Below are 16,144 nucleotides of genomic sequence, written 5' to 3' on the forward strand. Positions count from 1 at the left end.
TAATTGGCGGGACGCTCTCCCGCCGGCAGCCTTATAAGCTGCTTGCGGGACGACTTCTTTCGTGGTTTGGTCCAATAGTTTCGCAAGTGGGCCAGCTGAGCACGATGATGCCGCAGGACAGGGAGATTTTTGGCGCCGGCCACACCGATCTCGAACGGTTGCACGGGCTGCGTTGGCAGTGGCTCGAGCAGGCCGTTGGACCGGCGGTGGTGTTGCCGACCGAATATCCGGACGGCTACCACGTGCCGCACCACCACCACAGCCGCAGCCAGCTGCTGCATGCGCTGGTCGGCGTCGTGCTGGTGACGACGCGGCATGGGCGCTGGATGGTGCCGCCCGACCATGCGATGTGGATTCCGGCCGGCATCGAACACTCGGTCGAGATGCTGGGCGATGTCTCGATGCGCTCGGTCTATGTCATGCCGCAGGTGATCCCTGGCCTGCCGGAAGGCATGCGCGTCGTCGGCGTCACCGACCTGATGCACAGCCTGATCGTGGAATCCGAGAAGCTGCCGCAAGGTGGCGAACTGGAAGGGCGCGGCGGCCTGATTATGAACCTTCTCCTGCATGAGATCCCGCAATTGCCCGAACGGCCGCTTGGCCTGCCGTTTCCGTCCGATCCCAAACTGGCGGCGCTCTGCCGGCGCTTTGTCGCAGCGCCTTCGCCACACGCGACGATCGACGAATGGGCCGATGCCGTCGGCATGAGCCGGCGCTCCTTCACGCGCGCCTTCCAGCGCCAGACCGGCCTGTCGCTGTCGACATGGCGCCAGCAGGCCTGCCTGTTTGCGGCACTGCCAAGGCTCGCCGATGGCGAGCCGATCACCCGGGTGGCGCTCGATCTCGGCTACGACAGCGTGCCGGCCTTCATCACCATGTTCAAGCGCATGCTGGGCTCTTCGCCGCGCGGCTATATGCGCGGCGCGCGCGAAAGCGGTGAAGGCTCGCGGCGGGCGGTGCCCGGTGCGGCAACCAGATTGCTGTCGTCAGGGGTTTAGTCGAACAGGCTCGACACCGATTCCTCGGTCGCCGTGCGCGAGATGGCTTCGCCCATCAGGTCGGCGATCGAGATGACGCGGATGTTGGGCGCGTCGAGCACGCCTTGCGTCGGCTGGATGGAATCGGTGATCACCAGTTCCTGCAGCTTCGAGCCGCTGATGCGGGCGACCGCGCCGCCCGACAGCACGCCATGGGTGATATAGGCGGTGACGCTGGTGGCGCCATTGGCCAGCAGCGCTTCGGCGGCGTTGCACAGCGTGCCGCCGGAATCGACGATGTCGTCGATCAGCAGGCAATCCTTGCCGGCGACCGCGCCGATTATGTTCATGACTTCCGATTCGCCTGGGCGCTCACGGCGCTTGTCGACGATGGCGAGCTGCGCATCGAAGCGCTTGGCCAGAGCACGCGCCCTCACCACGCCGCCGATGTCGGGTGATACGACAACCACATTGCCGAGCTGCTTGTATTTCGCCTTCACGTCGCGCGCCATCACCGGCACCGAAAACAGATTGTCGGTCGGGATATCGAAGAAGCCCTGGATCTGGCCGGCGTGCAGGTCGAGCGTCAGAACGCGGTCGACGCCGGCGCGGGTGATCATGTTGGCGACCAGTTTCGCCGAGATCGGCGTACGACCGGAGGCGCGGCGATCCTGCCTTGCGTAGCCGAAATAGGGGATGACCGCCGTGATGCGCTTGGCCGAGGAGCGCATGAAGGCGTCGATCATGATGAGCAGTTCCATCAGGTGATCGTTGGTCGGGAACGAGGTCGATTGCAGGATGAAGACATCCTCGCCGCGCACGTTTTCCTGGATTTCGACGAAGATTTCCTGGTCGGCGAAGCGCCTGACACTGGCCTTTCCCAAGGGGACATTGAGATAACGGGCGACCGCTTCGGCCAGCACTCTGTTGGAATTGCCCGCGAAGAGTTTCATGCACCGTTCCTGGTGGAGGATAGCGAGACCTGGCGGACTCGCCTGCGCCCTTTAACCGGGCTTTTAGCGGCCCGCGCCGGTATTGCAAGTGCTCAGATGGGGAATCCGCCGGCTAACACAGGGAAAGCCAGGCACCATCACCGGCTTGCAACACTTGCTAGCTGGCCTTGCCGCCGAGAAATGCCGCGAACTGGTCGATGGTCTGATCGGCGATCGCCTGCATGGTGGCTGGCGAGACCCCCTTCCAGCTGTCGGCGCTCCCGCTGGAATTGACCGAAGGCGCCTTCAGCTGGCCGTTGATGCGGTGGAGGCGATTGCCCGAGGGATCGTAGACGTCCCAGACATAGATGACGGTGGTGTCCTTGCCTTCCGTGAGTGCCGAGAAATAGCCCTTCAGCACATGGGTCGCGGTCTGGTCCTGGCTGCCGGCCAGCGTGATGCCGCGCTGCTTGGCGCGCGTCTGCAGTTCCGCTGTCAGCGGCGTGGCAGCTTCCACCGAAGCGCCGACGATCGGTGCGATCTGCAGCCGGGTCTTGGCGAGGATAGCGGCGGTCTGGGCAGGCGTGGCCGGTGTGGTGGTGGTTGCGCCGGCCGTGGTGGTGGCAGCTGGGGCGGCGGGCGACGGGACCGTGGCAGCGCTGCCCTGAGCGGTCGGCGTCGCCGGCCCCGAAGTCGCCGGCGGGGTGATGGCGGAAGGTTCCAGAACGTCCTTTGTGTTGGTGCAGGCGGCAAGAGCCAATGCCACAAGCAATGACACGGTCGTCACATGCGATCGTCTCATTTGCCTTCTAACTCCTTGGCGAAGAACGCCTCCCATTATGGATTCACTGTACGATCAAGTCGAGATCATGGCGGGACAGCGGCTTCGGCTGGGATTCGGTGGTCAGGTAGGTGCGGCCGAGCGTCATTGCCGTCTCGGTCTCGGAGTCCATGATGATCATATGGGCAAACAGCGTCATGTTCGGCGCGATCGGTTCCGGATTGCCCTGGTAGAACATCGGCATGTCCATCCAGGACGGCGTGAAGCGGGCGCCGACCGAGTAACCGCAGGCGTTCAGCCGATGCTTGGTCAGGCCGTGCGCCTCCATGGTGCGGGCGTGGGCGTCGAAGACATCGCCGAAGCTATTGCCCGGCATCATCGCCTTTTCGACGGCGAGAAGGGCGGCGCGGGCGGCGTCGAACAGTTCCTGATGGCGCTTCGACACCTTGCCGGTCAGCACCGTGCGCATCATCGGCGCGTGGTAATGATGGAAGACGCCGGCCCATTCGAGCGTCAACTGGTCGTTCTTGGTGAGCTTGCGGCGGCCGGCCTTGTAGCGACAGAGCAGCGCATCGACACCGGAGCCGATGATGAACTCGTTGGCCGGATAATCGCCGCCGCCGGCAAAGACAGCGCCCTGCATGGCGGCCAGGATCAGCGCTTCGTCGCCGCCCTGCTTGATCAGCGGCAAGGCCGCGTCCAGCGCGTCGTCGGAAAGATTGGCGGCCTTTTCGGCCTTGGTGATTTCGGCCGGGCTCTTGAACAGGCGCAGGCGGCCGACAATGCCGGACGCATCGGCGATCTGGCCAAAAGTCTGCAACTGCTCGTCCAGCCGCCGGCCATTGAAAGCGGTCAGCCCGTGCGTGTCGTATTCGACGCCGATGCGGGCGCCGAGCAAATTGAGATCATTGAGCAGATTGCGCAGGTCGACCGCCGGGTTGGCGCCATTGCGGTCGGTCCACAAGACGATGTTGTCGATGATCGAGGTGTGACGGGCCTGGCGCAGATCGGCCGAGCGGGTCAAAAGCACCATCGATCCGTCGGCCTTCACCACCAGGCACTGGAAGAAACAGAAGCCGAACGTGTCGTAGCCGGTCAGCCAGTACATGCTTTCCTGCGCGAACAGCAGGATGGCGTCGAGCTTCTTCTCGGCCATCTCGATCATCAGCCGGTCGCGCCGCGCGTCAAATTCCGATCGTTCAAAATGCAGCGCCATTATTCACTCTCCAAAACGATGGCCGAAACCTGCCGGCCGTAATCAGGCTCCTTGCGGTGCGTGGTGCGCCGGTAGGAGTAAAACAAATCTTCCTCGGCATAGGTGCAGCGGCCGAGGCCCTCGGCGGTCACGCCGGCCGTGGCCAGCCGGTCGACCGTGTAGCTGACGAGGTCGAACATGGCATGGCCGGCCTTGGTCGAGGGCGCGAAATATCTGATATTTTCAGCGTCGGCTTCGACGAAGCGGGCGACGAATTCCGGCCCGACCTCGTAATTGTCCGGGCCGATCGAGGGGCCGAGCACGGCGACGATATTTTCGCGACGGGCGCCCAGGCTCTCCATGGCGGTAATGGTGTTTTCCAGTACGCCCGTGAAGGCGCCTTTCCAGCCGGCGTGCGCCGCACCAATGATGCGCGCCCCGGCATCGGCGAACAGCACCGGGCCGCAATCGGCGGTCGAGGCGCCGATGGCGATGCCCGGGCGGTCGGTGACGACGGCGTCGGCCTTGGAGCGTTCGCCGGCGAAGGGTTCCCGGGCGATGATGACGTCAGGCGAATGGATCTGCCAGGCAGTCAACAGATGGCTCGCCGGCACGCCCATCCAGGCGGCGACGCGGGCGCGGTTCTCGGCGACCAGCGCCTTGTCGTCATCCGATCCGGTGCCGATGTTGAGGCCCTGGTAGATGCCGGTCGAGACACCGCCGATGCGGGTGAAATAGCCGTGGCGGATGCCTTGTGCCTGCGCCTTGTCCAGCAGCGGCGACCGAACGGGATCCGGTTTGGTCTGATTGAGCATGCGGGCGTTGTTGTCCGTGTGGGCGGTTTCGTCAAGAAAAAGCGGCCGGCGGTTGGGCCGCTCTTTTATCGGACGGGAGATTGGGAGGGGCAGCGGTGAAAAGTCAATCCGCCGTGGCAAAAGGACGGATGGTCACACCGCGCGGCACGACGGCAAGCACCTTGAACAGTTCGCCCATCGCTTGGGGGCCGGCGAGGCGTTCGACGGCATCGGCGATCGTGTCGCGTGCAGCCTGGCCGGCATCGGCGCCAAGCCGCCCGGCACGTTCGAGAATGCCCATGCCGAGCAGGAAATTACCCTGCGTCGACAGATGGGCATCGAGGCCCAGCGCGCGCACGATCGCGGCAAGGGCAGAAAAATCGACATGCGAGGTGAGGTCGGCTTCGCCGGGATTGGCCAGAACATCTTCGTGATCGTGCCGTCGCAAGGCCTGTAGCGTGTCGCCAACACCCGGCTGCAGATGGCCATAGTCGAGGAACAGCCCGGCGCCGCTGTTTCGGGCTATGCGCTCGGCGATAGCCGCCATCAGGGCGGTGCGGGCCGGCGCGACCTCGACGATCGCACCTTGTGGCGCTTCAGCGGCATCGACAGGCAGCAGCGTCGGGTCGACCGAGCCGGCACCGGCGAAGAAGCAAAGGGCGTCCTCGTCGTCCAGCCCGACCATGCGCTCGCGCCAGCCGGCGCCCGCGCGGACGTATTGGCGGATCGGCACGGCGTCGAACAGTTCGTTGCCGACGATCAGCAGCGGCTGATGGGGCAAGGTCTCGATGGTCTCGTGCCAGCCAATCGCCAGGGGTGTCGCGCCAAGCGTCTGTTTCTGGATTTCGGTCAGGCGCGGGCTGGTCTCGATAAGGGCGTAGGCAGCACCGTTGACCAGCGTGGGATCAAGCCGCGACAGGGTGCGCAGCATGTCCTTCATCAGCGTGCCGCGGCCGGGGCCGATCTCGGCGATGGTGACCGGCATCGGCCGGCCGATCGCTGCCCAGGCCTGGTAAAGCCAGACGGCGACGAGTTCACCGAACATCTGGCTGATCTCCGGCGCGGTGATGAAGTCGCCGGCAGCGCCGAACGGCTCGCGCGTCGTGTAGTAGCCGTCCGCCGGGTCGAACAGGCAGAGCGCCATGTATTCGTTGACGGGAAGGGGACCCAGCGCCTCGATCAGGTCGACGATGCGGGTCTTCAGCCGCGTCATGTCGCCTGTGGCTGGGGTTGCGGCACCGGCTTGGCTGTCGCCATCGCCCAGATGCCGGCCAGCACCATCGGCGTCGACAGGATCATGCCCATGGTCAGCCAGTTGGTGCCGAGGAGGTAGCCGAGTTGCTGGTCGGGTTCGCGGAAGAACTCGACAAAGATGCGTGACAGGCCGTAGCCGCAGATGAAGGCGCCGCCGACGAAGCGCGGCGTTTTCAACTTGAGGCGCGAATGGGTGAGGATGCGCAGTACGAGAAACAGCACGATGCCTTCAAGGAACGCTTCGTAAAGTTGGCTGGGATGGCGGGTGAACGGTCCGCCATTGGGGAACTCAATTCCCCAGGGCATATCGGTCGGCCGGCCCCAGAGTTCGGAATTGATGAAGTTGGCGACCCGCACCAAGCCGAGCCCGACCGGCACGCCGGCGGCCACGACATCGAACAACGACCAGGTGCGGATGCCGCGCTTGATGGAAAACAGCGTCATGGCCAGGATGACGCCGAGCAGGCCGCCATGGAACGACATGCCGCCTTGCCAGACGGCGAAGATGTCGAGCGGGTGGGCGATGTAACGCGCCAGGTCATAGAACAGGATGTAGCCGGTGCGGCCGCCAAGCACGACGCCGATCGCCGCCCAGACGATGAAATCGTCGAGGTCCTCCGGCTTCATCGGCAGGATGCCGCCGGGCCACAGTTTCGGATTGGCGGCAAGCCGCTTGGCGTACCACCAGGCAAACAGGATGCCGACGATATAACCGATGCCATACCAGTGCACCGCCAGCGGCCCGATCTGGATGAGGATCGGGTTGATCTGGGGAAAGGGTAGTGAAGCCAGCGGCAGCAGGAAATATTCGTTCAACGGGAAACTCTCGGTTGCGGTGGCGTTCGGGCGCGGACCATGCGGCAGGGTTTTGGCAGGGTCAAGGCGAGGTGGTGGCCGTCAAGTGTTGGGCCGGATCACCACTGCCGGCCATCGCGCCGTGGGTGGTGAGCTCAACCCTTGGCGGCCACCAATTGCCGCAACGCGTCGTTGATCCTGTCCTGCCAGCCTGGGCCATCTTCCTGGAAATGGTCGAGCACGGCCCGGTCGATCCGGATCGAGACGAGCTCGCGGACGTTCGGGGCGGTCGAAGGTTCGCGAATTGGCGCTGCCGGTTTCTTGACCGGCTTGAAGGCGGCTTCGGCGGCTGCCATCGGATTTGTCGGTCGGCGTGGAGGCGTTGCCATTGGTTGACCTTGGATTGGAGCGTGCTTGACGCGATACGAAGCGAAAACCCACAGTAGGCGACTTGATGCCCCCAAGTATAGTTGGGAGCTTTCTGAGGGCTGCCTGTGCGTGCGACATCGCCATGCGCCATAGCAACGCAGAGGTCTCACCAGCCCTCAACGTTCTTGCATTCCGCGCTCAGCACCACTACGTCATTTCGAGCAAGCGAGGATTTGCCATGTCGACCGGACCGAACCGCATTCTCGATGAATTCGCCAAGCTGATGACCGACGCTGCCGGGGCCGCGCAAGGCGTGCGCCGCGAGGTGGAGACCGCCGTCAAGGGGCAGGCGGAGCGTATCCTCAATTCGATGGACGTGGTGCAGCGCGAGGAATTCGAGGCCGTGCGCGAGATGGCCGCCAAGGCCCGCGACGAGAACACTAGGCTTGCCGCCCGTATCGAGGCGCTTGAAGCCAAGCTCGCCGAACTGGCTGGGGATGCCGCACCAGCGGCGGCGGCAAAGCCCCGCGCAAAAAAATAATCGTTAAACTTTTCCACATAGTGCGAGCCTGAAAATCGCTTTGCCGTGAATCGCTTAACGGCATTGCATGAATCTTTGTGACAGCGCCTTTCCACATGCGAATGCCGCAGTGCGAAAAATTGGGCTGTTCACGCGACTCCCGATCAATAGACTGAATTTGTTGCATGATTCGGAGCAGGGTCATGCGGCCGGGCGGTGGGGTCCGGTCTGGGGTCTTTGCGTCGAGAAGTCGTCTTTAGCGCGAAGAAAGTCCTGGCCGTCCGAGTTCTAGATCAGATTGTTCGTCGTGTGTGCCCCGCGGAGCGTGAGGCGCTCCCCCTGAACACAGGAAGCATTCCATGGAACTTCTCGAACTCGAATACTCCCGCGAAATCCATCCGGTGGATGTTATCGAGCAGGTGGCCCACAACAATGACTGGTCCTTCGAACGGGCAGGTGACGACGAGATCTCGATCTCGGTTGCCGGCAGCTGGACCGACTATCATGTCTCCTTCTCCTGGATGGAGGATTTCGAGGCGCTGCACCTGGCCTGCGCCTTCGACATCAAGGTGCCGGAGACCCGCGCGCTGGAAGTGATGCGGCTGTTGTCGCTGATCAACGAACAGATGCTGTTTGGGCATTTCGACCTCTGGGAGCAGGAAGGCGCGATCATGTTCCGCCAGTCGCTGCTGCTCGCCGGCGGGGTCGAACCGTCGAGCCAGCAGGTCGAGGTGCTGTTGTCCTCGGCGCTGGAAGCCTGCGAATGCTATTTCCAGGCGTTCCAGTTCGTCGTCTGGTCGGGAACCTCGGCCAAGGACGCATTGGCCGGCGTGCTGTTCGAGACATACGGCAACGCCTGAGCAGTATGCGAATGAGTTCAAAAAGCGAGCGCAAGCCCGAGATCAGTTTTGCCGATTTCGATCGTGTCGACATCCGCGCCGGCACGATCGTCGAGGCCGAACCCTTTCCGGAAGCGCGCAAGCCCGCCTTCAAGCTGAAGATCGATTTCGGGCCCGACATCGGGGTGAAGAAGTCCTCGGCGCAGATCACCAAATACTATACGCCGCAGACGCTGGTCGGCCGGCAGGTGTTCGCGGTGGTGAATTTCCCGCCACGCCAGATCGGCCCGTTCATGTCGGAAGTGCTGACGCTGGGCTTTCCCGACGAGGAGGGTGCCGTGGTGCTCGGCGCCATAGAGCACAAGGTGCCTGACGGCGGCAGGTTATTCTAGGCCGCCAGCTTCCGCGTCCTGCCGAGCGCTTCCTCGACGCAGTCGAGAAACATCTCCGCGCAGGCTTTCCAGCTGTAGCGCATGGCGCGTTCGCGGGCTTCGGCGCGGTCGACCTTGAGGGCGGCAAGCGAGGCCTCGCGGAGATCGGTCGAGACCGCGCCGCCAATGCCGTCGCCGACAATGTCGATCGGCCCGGTCACCGGATAGGCGGCAACCGGCGTGCCGCTGGCCAGCGCCTCGATGATGACGTTGCCAAACGTGTCGGTGCGGCTGGGGAAAACGAAGACATCGGCCGACGCATAGATCTCGGCCAGTTCGTCATTGGGACGATGGCCGAGGAAATGCGCCTGGGGATATTTTGCCTTCAGCTTGGCAAGCTCCGGGCCCTCGCCGACGATCACCTTGCTGCCGGGCAGGTCGAGGTCGAGGAAGGCGGAGAGGTTCTTCTCGATGGCGACGCGGCCGACGCAGAGGAAGACCGGGCCGGGGAAGCCGAGGTCCTTGCGCTTGTCGGGACGGAAATGCTCGGTGTCGACACCGCGCGTCCACGGCCGAAGCTTGTTGAAGCCGCGTGCTGAAAGATCATCGGCGAGTGACTGGGTGGCGACCAGCGTGCCCTGGCCGGAATTGTGGAAATCGCGCAGCCAGCGATAGGCCCAGCTCTCCGGCACCGGCAGGCGGGCGCTCAGATATTCGGGAAAGCGCGTGTGATAGCTGGTGGTGAACGGCCGGCCGGCATTGCGGCAATAGCGCCGCGCCATGATGCCGAGCGGCCCCTCGGTGACGATGTGGATGTGGTCGGCCTTGTAGGCATCGATCAGGCGCGCGACATGGCCGGGCGTGGTCAGCGCCAGCCTGATGTCGGGGTAGGTCGGCAAGGGCAGTGTGCGAAAGATGTTCGGCGTCAGGAAATCCACCACGACGTCGAAGGATTTCAGCGTCTCGGTGAGCCGCTCCAGCGTGTGGACGACGCCATTGACTTGCGGGCGCCAGGCGTCGGTGACCATCACTATGCGCATGGCGGCCCTTTGCTGGAAAGGTCGACGGTTGCCTTGAAACGATGCCGGAACGGCGACCAGCCTGCTGCCCTCGCTTCGCTCCAGCGCACCCGGGTGGGCACGGGGTCGAAGTGAGGCGGCAATGACGAATCAAGTGTGGTCGCGCGCTTCATGCGCGCTCTTGACCATGATTTCATGACGGGCGGATGAAGCCCGTCTTCCTGCAGATTATGCCGGAACCTTGATGACCGCACGCAGGCCGCCGAGCGGGCTGTCGTCGAGGCTGATGTCGCCGCCATGGCTGCGGGCGATGTCGCGGGCAATTGACAGGCCGAGGCCGGTGCCGCTGGCGTCGAGGTTGCGGGCCTCGTCGAGCCGCACGAAAGGTTTGAACACGTCCTCGCGCCTGTCGAGCGGAATGCCTGGACCATCGTCATCGACGGTGACCACGAGCGAGCCACGGCCGTGATTGGCGCTGACCTCCACCGTCTTGGCATAACGGAAGGCGTTGCCGATGACGTTGGACAACAGCCGGGCGAACGCGACCGGCCTGACATGCACGGTCGGATCGCCGGAAAGCGTCGTCGACAGCTTGCATTTGCGCAAGGCGGCTTCCTCGCCGAGCTTCTGGAAATAGGCTTCGAGATCGAAACGCCCCGGATCCTCAGAGGCTTCGCCGCGGGCAAAGGCGAGATAGCCTTCCAGCATCGACTGCATGTCATCGATGTCCTGGTTGAGTGCGGCCTTGGTCTCGGTCTTGCCGCCGGCCAGCGCCAGCTGCAGCTTGAAGCGGGTGAGGATGGTTCTCAGGTCATGGCTGACGCCGGTCAGCATGGCGGTGCGCTGGTCGATCTGGCGTTCGATGCGCTCGCGCATCTGGATGAAGGCAAAGCCGGCGCGGCGGACCTCTTCGGCGCCGCGCGGGCGAAAATCGCGCGGCATCGGCCGACCCTTGCCGAAGCTTTCGGCAGCCTCCGCAAGTGTGAGGATCGGCCGGATCTGGTTGCGCAGGAAGGGGATCGCGATCATCAAAAGCACCAGCGATGTGCCGACCATCCAGATCAGGAAGATGTGGGTGTTGGAGGCATAGGCCTGGCTGCGGCGCACGAAGACGCGCAGCACCTTGTTCTCGAGCTGGACGCGTACCTCGACGATGTTGGAATTGCCGACCGTGTCGATCCAGAACGGACGGTTTATCTGGCGGGTGATTTCGGCCGAGAGAACGTCGTCGAGGATCGAGAAGAACGGTTTTGGACCGGGCGGCGGCAAAGGATCGGGCGGCAGCAGATCGACCTTCAGCTGCATGCGGTCCTGCGCGATGCGGATGACGTTGGCGTAATCGGCGTCGTGCGGGTAGGTCTCGATCAGGTCGATGATGGCGGCGATGTCGCGCACGGTGGCTTGCGACAGGCGCTGCGTCACCGTTGCCCAATGGCGCTCCATAAAGACGAAGGCGACCACCGACTGCAGCAGGATCATCGGCGCGATGACGATGATCAGCGAGCGCGCATAGAGGCGCTTGGGCATGTAAAGCGAAACGAGGCGCCAGAACCGGTTCCAGATGCGCGGCACCGCCTTGAGCGTTCGCGTGGCGCGTGCGCTCAAGCCGTCAGGTCCCGGCCCTTCCAGTTCCGTCGTCGCCATTGGCTCTTTTCATTTCGTCCGCGGCCGCGTCCGATCGCGCGCCGCGGCCGATACTCTATTCCACACTGAGCCGATACCCAATACCGCGCACGGTCTGCAACCAGACCGGATTGGACGGATCGCGCTCGATCTTGCGACGCAGCCGGTTGATCTGGACGTCGATGGTACGCTCGCCGACCTCCGAATCGTCACCGACCAGTTCGTGGCGCGGGATGGTTTCGCCGGCGCGCGCGGCGAAGATCGCCAGGATTTCCTGCTCGCGGTCGGTCAGCTTCAGCGCCTCGCCGCCACGCTTCAATTCGCGCCTGGCGATCTGGAAGGTGTAAGGGCCGAAGACCAGTTGCTCGACCTTGGGGGTCGTCGCCGGGCCGCCACGGCGCAGGATGTTGTTGATGCGCAGGATCAGCTCGCGCGGATCGAAGGGTTTTGGCAGATAGTCGTCGGCACCGGCCTCCAGCCCTGAGATGCGGCTGTCGGTTTCCGACAGCGCCGTCAGCATCAGTATCGGCACGTTCTTTTCGGCCCGCAATGACTTGGTGAGGTCGACGCCGGTCTCGCCCGGCATCATGACGTCGAGCACGAGCAGGTCGAAATCGAGGCCGGCCAGTTTGCGCCTGGCTTCGCCGGCATTGCCGGCGACAGTGACGCGAAAGCCGTTTTCGGTCAGATACTGCTTGAGAAGATTGCGGATGCGGGTGTCGTCGTCGACCACAAGCAGATGCGGCGCATCGTCATCCGGTGCGGCCTGCTCGACCCTCTCAGTGCTCTCCATGGCTTTTCCCTGACATTTTTGCGGACCCAACGTCAATCTGCGCTCTCAGTTCCGGATTGACCATCGCTTCGAGGAAGCGTTCCACCAAGGTCCGTTCGGCGGCGCCGGAATCTTCCAATGCAGCATGGATGCGGCGCGACTGTGGCCGCGCCAGCGCCAGGGCCAGGGCACGGCCCTTGGCCGTCGGATAGAGTTCGCGCTGGCGGCGGTCGCGCGGACCTTGCAATTGCACGACATGGTCGGTGTCGATCAGCTGCTTGAGCACGCGCGCCAGGCTCTGTTTGGTGATCTTCAGCACATCGAGCAGTTCGGCGACCGTCAGGCCCGGCCTGCGGTTGACGAAATGCAGCACCCGGTGATGGGCGCGGCCGAAGCCGTAGTCAGCCAGGATCTGGTCGGGATCGGAGGTGAAGTCACGATAGGCGAAGAAGAACAGTTCGATGATGGCGAAGTCGATGCCGTCCTCGACTGACATCGCGGTCCTGATCGGTTTTCCGGCAGCTGGGCTTCGATCCGTCATCATTTCTCCATGGGAACGGGAGATTATGTCAGTACTATTGACGTAATTTCCCTGCAATGGTAATTTTTGACAAGCTTTTGGGCGGATTGCGAACGAAAAGGCAAGGCAGGCCGGTTTTTCCGGAACTTCCTGAGTTTGCCAGAGCGCGATTATCCGCCTACGCTTCGCGACACCGGCCGGCGTCTCAAATTGCATGGCGCGGCCAAAAAGAACACGCAACGACACTTGAGCTATGCGGGCCGAGGTCCGCGGGAGGTTACCATGGCATCCGTTCCCTTCGATCAACTGGACGGTTTCATCTGGATGAATGGCGAGTTCATTCCGTGGGGCGACGCCAAGATCCATGTGCTGACGCATGGGCTGCATTATGCAAGCGCGGTCTTCGAGGGCGAGCGCGCCTATGGCGGCGAGATCTTCAAGCTCAACGAGCACACCGAGCGCCTGCATGAATCGGCGCGCCTGCTCGGCTTCAAGATCCCCTATTCGGTGGCCGAGCTCAACGACGCCTCGACCACGCTTTTGAAGAAGCAGGGTTTCCAGGACGCCTATGTCAGGCCGATCGCCTGGCGCGGCAGCGAGCAGATGGGCGTTTCGGCGCAGAACAACCGTATCAACGTCGCTATCGCCATCTGGCAGTGGCCGAGCTATTTCGACCCGGCGCAGAAGCTGAAGGGCATCCGCCTGGACATGGCGGAATGGCGCCGGCCCGACCCGCGCACGGCGCCCTCGAAGTCGAAGGCCGCCGGCCTCTACATGATTTGCACCATGTCCAAGCACGCGGCCGAAGCCAAGGGCTATGCCGACGCCATGATGCTCGACTGGCGCGGGCAAGTTGCGGAAGCAACGGGCGCCAACATCTTCTTCGTCAAGGACGGCAAGATCCACACGCCGAAGCCCGACTGTTTCCTCGACGGCATCACCCGCCGCACGGTCATCGGGCTGGCCAGGGATCGCGGTCTGGAAGTCATCGAACGCGCCATCATGCCGGAAGAACTTGAGGGCTTCGAGCAATGCTTCCTGACTGGGACGGCAGCGGAAGTAACGCCGGTGTCGGAGATCGGCCCTTACCGATTCGAGGTCGGCGAGATCGCCAAGAACCTTATGAATGACTATTCTGCCGCAGTTCAGCCGAAGCACGCGATCGGCGCAGAATAACGATAGTCACAGCTTTTCGCGTAAGCAGGGGCGGTTTTCGAACCGCCCCTTTTATTTCAGCGTTTCTGCATTTGACTTTCATTCAATTCGGCGTCTCATGATGGTGTCGGCCCGGGAGGCTGGCAGCTATGGAGGGACTCATCATATGGACATGAACACGCTTCTTCCGATCATCATTCAGATCATTACAGGCATCATCGGTGGTCAGGCGGTGGGTGCTGCGATCAAGACGGCGGCGCTTGGACAGCTTCCCAAGATCCTGGGTGGCGCCATTGGCGGCGTCGGCGGCGCGGCGATCCTGGGCAGCCTGCTCGGCCACGGGGTCGATCCGGCCGCGGCAGCGGCTGCGACGAGCGGCCTGGGCAGCTCGCTCAACCTGCAGAACATCGTCGGCGGCGCCGGCGGCGGCGCGATCCTGACCGGCATCATCGGCGCGGTCATGGGCGCCATGAAGAAGTAAGGCCCGGCGGTCTGGTCCGATCAAAATGGGCGGCTTCGGCCGCCCATTTCTGTTTTTGAAGCGACTGACCGTTCGTCTTTCGAGGGCTGGACGCCTTTGGCACACGCCTCTACATCACCGCGTGAACATCGAAAGGACGATCATGGGTCAGCTCAATGCCGGCATCGTGCCGGTCACACCCTTCCAGCAGAACTGCACCATCCTGTTCGACATGGATGACAAGCACGGCGTCGTCGTCGATCCGGGTGGCGACATAGACAAGGTGCTGGCGGTGCTGAAGGACAATGCGATCACGGCCGAGGCAATCTGGATTACGCATGGCCATATCGACCATGCCGGCGGCGCCATGGAGCTGAAGGAAGCACTCGGCGTCGACATCATCGGGCCGCATCTGGCCGACAAGTTCCTGCTCGACAATCTGGAGAACCAGGGCAAGCGCTACGGCATTGCCGGCTCGCGCAACTGCGTGCCCGACCGGTTCCTCACCGAGGGAGAAACAGTGTCGTTCGGTTCGCATGTCTTCGAGGTGCTGCATTGCCCAGGCCATGCGCCGGGTCATGTCGTCTACTACAACCGCGCGGCCAAGTTCGCCCATGTCGGCGACGTGCTGTTCCGTGGCTCGGTCGGCCGCACCGACCTGCCGGGCGGCGACCACGCGACGCTGATTGCTTCGATCAAGGAGAAGCTGTTGCCGCTGGGCGACGACATCGGTTTCATCTGCGGCCACGGCCCCGGCGGCCGTTTCGGCGAGGAGCGGCGGACCAATCCATTCCTGACCTAGGCTAAGCGGATATTCAGCTGGATCGGCCTACGAGCCGACCGAGAGCTAAACAACAAAAAAGCGCTGGCCTCGCGGTCAGCGCTTTTTCGTATGGGGCAGGGAAGCCTCAGTTCGCGGTGCAGAAATGCTGTTCGCCGTCATTGCCGGTGAACGTGCCGGAGCGGCTGTTGAAGGTGCGGTAGCGGTCCGAGCAGTATTCGTACCAGCCACGGGTCCACGGCTCGGCATAGCGATCGGCATAGACCACCTGCGGCTCGGCGTAATAGCGGCGGACCGGGGCCGGGCGCACCACGACGTCACGGTCGTAGCCGTCATCGTAGTAGCGGTCAGCGTAGGCGGGTGGCTGGTCATTGGCCAACGCGCCACCGATCAGCGCGCCGGCGGCAAGGCCAAGCACGCCGGCGGCAATGGCGTCGCCGTTGTGGTGGCGGCGGTGATGACCCCAGTCATCGGCGTTGGCCGCGGGCAAGGCCGCAAGCATGGTGCCGGCCACGGCGGCGGACAGCACGACAGTCTTGAAAATTCTGTTCATCTTGGTCTCCTTCGTACCGGGCCGTGCGGTTCTGCAGGGGGATGCGGTCCGGCTTTACCAAAGACTAATATGCGACCGTGGCTGAACGGGGGCTGAACGGATTTCGACGTAATAATTCAAAAAGGCGCCGAAAATCGCACGCTCGCTAGGCGCGGCTGCCCGCCGACCAGGTCTTAAGCCGGCTCAGCCGACCGACAGGTTGACGGCCTTCGGACCCTTGCCGCGCTTGTCCGGCTCGGTGTCGAATGTCACTTTCTGCCCATCTTCGAGACCGGGAAGACCCGACGCCTGCACGGCCGAAATATGGACGAAGACATCCTTCGCGCCATCGTCCGGCGTGATGAAGCCGAAGCCCTTGGCATGGTTGAAAAATTTGACGGTGCCGGTCTGCGGCATGGGAAGCTCCCTTTGATCCCATAAACTCCAGTCTCGGG

The 16,144-nt window shown here is 63.3% G+C and carries 20 protein-coding genes; 7 read left to right on the forward strand and 13 right to left on the reverse strand.

What is annotated here, in order from left to right:
* Window positions 1-107 precede the first annotated feature (107 nt).
* Window positions 108-998, forward strand: a complete 891-nt coding sequence (locus tag ACZYHG_RS14090; protein WP_464614296.1) for an AraC family transcriptional regulator — start codon at window positions 108-110, stop codon at window positions 996-998.
* Here the strand turns inward: ACZYHG_RS14090 and ACZYHG_RS14095 are convergent.
* The 7 genes from ACZYHG_RS14095 to ACZYHG_RS14125 all read right to left on the reverse strand — a co-directional run bounded on the left by ACZYHG_RS14095 (window position 995) and on the right by ACZYHG_RS14125 (window position 7,117).
* Window positions 995-1,930, reverse strand: coding sequence for a ribose-phosphate pyrophosphokinase (locus tag ACZYHG_RS14095; RefSeq protein WP_464614297.1), 936 nt, complete (start codon window positions 1,928-1,930; stop codon window positions 995-997). The genes ACZYHG_RS14090 and ACZYHG_RS14095 overlap by 4 nt on opposite strands.
* A 157-nt stretch (window positions 1,931-2,087) precedes the next feature.
* Window positions 2,088-2,711 carry a hypothetical protein gene (locus ACZYHG_RS14100; RefSeq protein ID WP_464614298.1) on the reverse strand — a complete coding sequence of 208 codons (624 nt, stop codon included), beginning with the start codon at window positions 2,709-2,711 and terminating at the stop codon, window positions 2,088-2,090.
* Window positions 2,712-2,754: 43 nt separating this feature from the next.
* On the reverse strand, window positions 2,755-3,906 hold the full coding sequence (locus tag ACZYHG_RS14105; RefSeq protein ID WP_464614299.1) for a M24 family metallopeptidase: 1,152 nt from the start codon (window positions 3,904-3,906) through the stop codon (window positions 2,755-2,757).
* The gene (pgeF, locus tag ACZYHG_RS14110; RefSeq protein WP_464614300.1) at window positions 3,906-4,700 is read right to left on the reverse strand and encodes a peptidoglycan editing factor PgeF; all 795 of its coding nucleotides are present in this window, start codon (window positions 4,698-4,700) and stop codon (window positions 3,906-3,908) included. Before pgeF ends, ACZYHG_RS14105 begins: the two co-directional genes overlap by 1 nt.
* 103 nt (window positions 4,701-4,803) lie before the next feature.
* The gene (locus ACZYHG_RS14115; RefSeq protein WP_464614301.1) at window positions 4,804-5,892 is read right to left on the reverse strand and encodes a class I SAM-dependent methyltransferase; all 1,089 of its coding nucleotides are present in this window, start codon (window positions 5,890-5,892) and stop codon (window positions 4,804-4,806) included.
* The gene (gene lgt / locus ACZYHG_RS14120; RefSeq protein ID WP_027030634.1) at window positions 5,889-6,749 is read right to left on the reverse strand and encodes a prolipoprotein diacylglyceryl transferase; all 861 of its coding nucleotides are present in this window, start codon (window positions 6,747-6,749) and stop codon (window positions 5,889-5,891) included. Before lgt ends, ACZYHG_RS14115 begins: the two co-directional genes overlap by 4 nt.
* Window positions 6,750-6,883: 134 nt before the next feature.
* Window positions 6,884-7,117: a BrnA antitoxin family protein gene (locus ACZYHG_RS14125; protein ID WP_464614302.1), complete on the reverse strand. Its 234-nt coding sequence runs from the start codon at window positions 7,115-7,117 to the stop codon at window positions 6,884-6,886.
* Between the two features lie 218 nt (window positions 7,118-7,335).
* On the opposite strand from ACZYHG_RS14125, the gene ACZYHG_RS14130 reads away from it, so the two are divergent.
* The 3 genes from ACZYHG_RS14130 to ACZYHG_RS14140 all read left to right on the forward strand — a co-directional run bounded on the left by ACZYHG_RS14130 (window position 7,336) and on the right by ACZYHG_RS14140 (window position 8,848).
* A complete protein-coding gene (locus tag ACZYHG_RS14130) occupies window positions 7,336-7,638 on the forward strand; it encodes an accessory factor UbiK family protein (protein WP_464614303.1) in 303 nt (100 codons plus the stop codon).
* Window positions 7,639-7,976: 338 nt separating this feature from the next.
* Window positions 7,977-8,477 (forward strand): type III secretion system chaperone family protein, encoded by a 501-nt coding sequence (locus tag ACZYHG_RS14135; RefSeq protein ID WP_027030631.1) that lies wholly within the window; start codon window positions 7,977-7,979, stop codon window positions 8,475-8,477.
* Window positions 8,478-8,488: 11 nt separating this feature from the next.
* Window positions 8,489-8,848: a tRNA-binding protein gene (locus ACZYHG_RS14140; protein WP_464614304.1), complete on the forward strand. Its 360-nt coding sequence runs from the start codon at window positions 8,489-8,491 to the stop codon at window positions 8,846-8,848.
* Here ACZYHG_RS14140 and ACZYHG_RS14145 read toward each other — a convergent pair.
* The 4 genes from ACZYHG_RS14145 to ACZYHG_RS14160 form a co-directional block, all read right to left on the reverse strand.
* Window positions 8,845-9,867 carry a glycosyltransferase family 4 protein gene (locus ACZYHG_RS14145; protein WP_464614305.1) on the reverse strand — a complete coding sequence of 341 codons (1,023 nt, stop codon included), beginning with the start codon at window positions 9,865-9,867 and terminating at the stop codon, window positions 8,845-8,847. The two genes, ACZYHG_RS14140 and ACZYHG_RS14145, sit on opposite strands and share 4 nt — an antisense overlap.
* Window positions 9,868-10,074: 207 nt before the next feature.
* On the reverse strand, window positions 10,075-11,490 hold the full coding sequence (locus ACZYHG_RS14150; RefSeq protein ID WP_464614306.1) for an ATP-binding protein: 1,416 nt from the start codon (window positions 11,488-11,490) through the stop codon (window positions 10,075-10,077).
* 55 nt (window positions 11,491-11,545) lie between these two features.
* Window positions 11,546-12,262 carry a response regulator gene (locus ACZYHG_RS14155; RefSeq protein ID WP_027030627.1) on the reverse strand — a complete coding sequence of 239 codons (717 nt, stop codon included), beginning with the start codon at window positions 12,260-12,262 and terminating at the stop codon, window positions 11,546-11,548.
* The gene (locus ACZYHG_RS14160) at window positions 12,249-12,782 is read right to left on the reverse strand and encodes a MarR family winged helix-turn-helix transcriptional regulator (protein ID WP_464614687.1); all 534 of its coding nucleotides are present in this window, start codon (window positions 12,780-12,782) and stop codon (window positions 12,249-12,251) included. Before ACZYHG_RS14160 ends, ACZYHG_RS14155 begins: the two co-directional genes overlap by 14 nt.
* Window positions 12,783-13,043: 261 nt before the next feature.
* On the opposite strand from ACZYHG_RS14160, the gene ACZYHG_RS14165 reads away from it, so the two are divergent.
* The 3 genes from ACZYHG_RS14165 to ACZYHG_RS14175 all read left to right on the forward strand — a co-directional run bounded on the left by ACZYHG_RS14165 (window position 13,044) and on the right by ACZYHG_RS14175 (window position 15,178).
* Window positions 13,044-13,937 carry a branched-chain amino acid aminotransferase gene (locus tag ACZYHG_RS14165; RefSeq protein WP_464614307.1) on the forward strand — a complete coding sequence of 298 codons (894 nt, stop codon included), beginning with the start codon at window positions 13,044-13,046 and terminating at the stop codon, window positions 13,935-13,937.
* Window positions 13,938-14,082: 145 nt separating this feature from the next.
* Entirely contained in the window at window positions 14,083-14,397 is a 315-nt protein-coding gene (locus ACZYHG_RS14170; RefSeq protein ID WP_027030624.1) for a hypothetical protein, read from the forward strand.
* A gap of 142 nt (window positions 14,398-14,539) precedes the next feature.
* The gene (locus tag ACZYHG_RS14175) at window positions 14,540-15,178 is read left to right on the forward strand and encodes an MBL fold metallo-hydrolase (RefSeq protein ID WP_464614308.1); all 639 of its coding nucleotides are present in this window, start codon (window positions 14,540-14,542) and stop codon (window positions 15,176-15,178) included.
* Between the two features lie 106 nt (window positions 15,179-15,284).
* On the opposite strand, the gene ACZYHG_RS14180 is transcribed toward ACZYHG_RS14175, so the two are convergent.
* Both ACZYHG_RS14180 and ACZYHG_RS14185 read right to left on the reverse strand, forming a co-directional pair.
* Window positions 15,285-15,710 carry a BA14K family protein gene (locus ACZYHG_RS14180; RefSeq protein ID WP_464614309.1) on the reverse strand — a complete coding sequence of 142 codons (426 nt, stop codon included), beginning with the start codon at window positions 15,708-15,710 and terminating at the stop codon, window positions 15,285-15,287.
* A gap of 183 nt (window positions 15,711-15,893) precedes the next feature.
* Window positions 15,894-16,106, reverse strand: coding sequence for a cold-shock protein (locus tag ACZYHG_RS14185; protein WP_008877668.1), 213 nt, complete (start codon window positions 16,104-16,106; stop codon window positions 15,894-15,896).
* Window positions 16,107-16,144 lie beyond the last annotated feature (38 nt).

It is taken from the genome of Mesorhizobium subarcticum (assembly GCF_055456085.1).

Excerpts from the sequence above, each read along its gene's own strand:
- ACZYHG_RS14090 (WP_464614296.1), top strand. The coding sequence starts at position 108 with ATGCCGCAGGACAGGGAGATTTTTGGCGCCGGCCACACCGATCTCGAA.
- ACZYHG_RS14095 (WP_464614297.1), bottom strand. The coding sequence starts at position 1,930 with ATGAAACTCTTCGCGGGCAATTCCAACAGAGTGCTGGCCGAAGCGGTC.
- ACZYHG_RS14100 (WP_464614298.1), bottom strand. The coding sequence starts at position 2,711 with ATGAGACGATCGCATGTGACGACCGTGTCATTGCTTGTGGCATTGGCT.
- ACZYHG_RS14105 (WP_464614299.1), bottom strand. The coding sequence starts at position 3,906 with ATGGCGCTGCATTTTGAACGATCGGAATTTGACGCGCGGCGCGACCGG.
- pgeF (WP_464614300.1), bottom strand. The coding sequence starts at position 4,700 with ATGCTCAATCAGACCAAACCGGATCCCGTTCGGTCGCCGCTGCTGGAC.
- ACZYHG_RS14115 (WP_464614301.1), bottom strand. The coding sequence starts at position 5,892 with ATGACGCGGCTGAAGACCCGCATCGTCGACCTGATCGAGGCGCTGGGT.
- ACZYHG_RS14125 (WP_464614302.1), bottom strand. The coding sequence starts at position 7,117 with ATGGCAACGCCTCCACGCCGACCGACAAATCCGATGGCAGCCGCCGAA.
- ACZYHG_RS14130 (WP_464614303.1), top strand. The coding sequence starts at position 7,336 with ATGTCGACCGGACCGAACCGCATTCTCGATGAATTCGCCAAGCTGATG.
- ACZYHG_RS14135 (WP_027030631.1), top strand. The coding sequence starts at position 7,977 with ATGGAACTTCTCGAACTCGAATACTCCCGCGAAATCCATCCGGTGGAT.
- ACZYHG_RS14140 (WP_464614304.1), top strand. The coding sequence starts at position 8,489 with ATGAGTTCAAAAAGCGAGCGCAAGCCCGAGATCAGTTTTGCCGATTTC.
- ACZYHG_RS14145 (WP_464614305.1), bottom strand. The coding sequence starts at position 9,867 with ATGCGCATAGTGATGGTCACCGACGCCTGGCGCCCGCAAGTCAATGGC.
- ACZYHG_RS14150 (WP_464614306.1), bottom strand. The coding sequence starts at position 11,490 with ATGGCGACGACGGAACTGGAAGGGCCGGGACCTGACGGCTTGAGCGCA.
- ACZYHG_RS14155 (WP_027030627.1), bottom strand. The coding sequence starts at position 12,262 with ATGGAGAGCACTGAGAGGGTCGAGCAGGCCGCACCGGATGACGATGCG.
- ACZYHG_RS14160 (WP_464614687.1), bottom strand. The coding sequence starts at position 12,782 with ATGACGGATCGAAGCCCAGCTGCCGGAAAACCGATCAGGACCGCGATG.
- ACZYHG_RS14165 (WP_464614307.1), top strand. The coding sequence starts at position 13,044 with ATGGCATCCGTTCCCTTCGATCAACTGGACGGTTTCATCTGGATGAAT.
- ACZYHG_RS14170 (WP_027030624.1), top strand. The coding sequence starts at position 14,083 with ATGGACATGAACACGCTTCTTCCGATCATCATTCAGATCATTACAGGC.
- ACZYHG_RS14175 (WP_464614308.1), top strand. The coding sequence starts at position 14,540 with ATGGGTCAGCTCAATGCCGGCATCGTGCCGGTCACACCCTTCCAGCAG.
- ACZYHG_RS14180 (WP_464614309.1), bottom strand. The coding sequence starts at position 15,710 with ATGAACAGAATTTTCAAGACTGTCGTGCTGTCCGCCGCCGTGGCCGGC.
- ACZYHG_RS14185 (WP_008877668.1), bottom strand. The coding sequence starts at position 16,106 with ATGCCGCAGACCGGCACCGTCAAATTTTTCAACCATGCCAAGGGCTTC.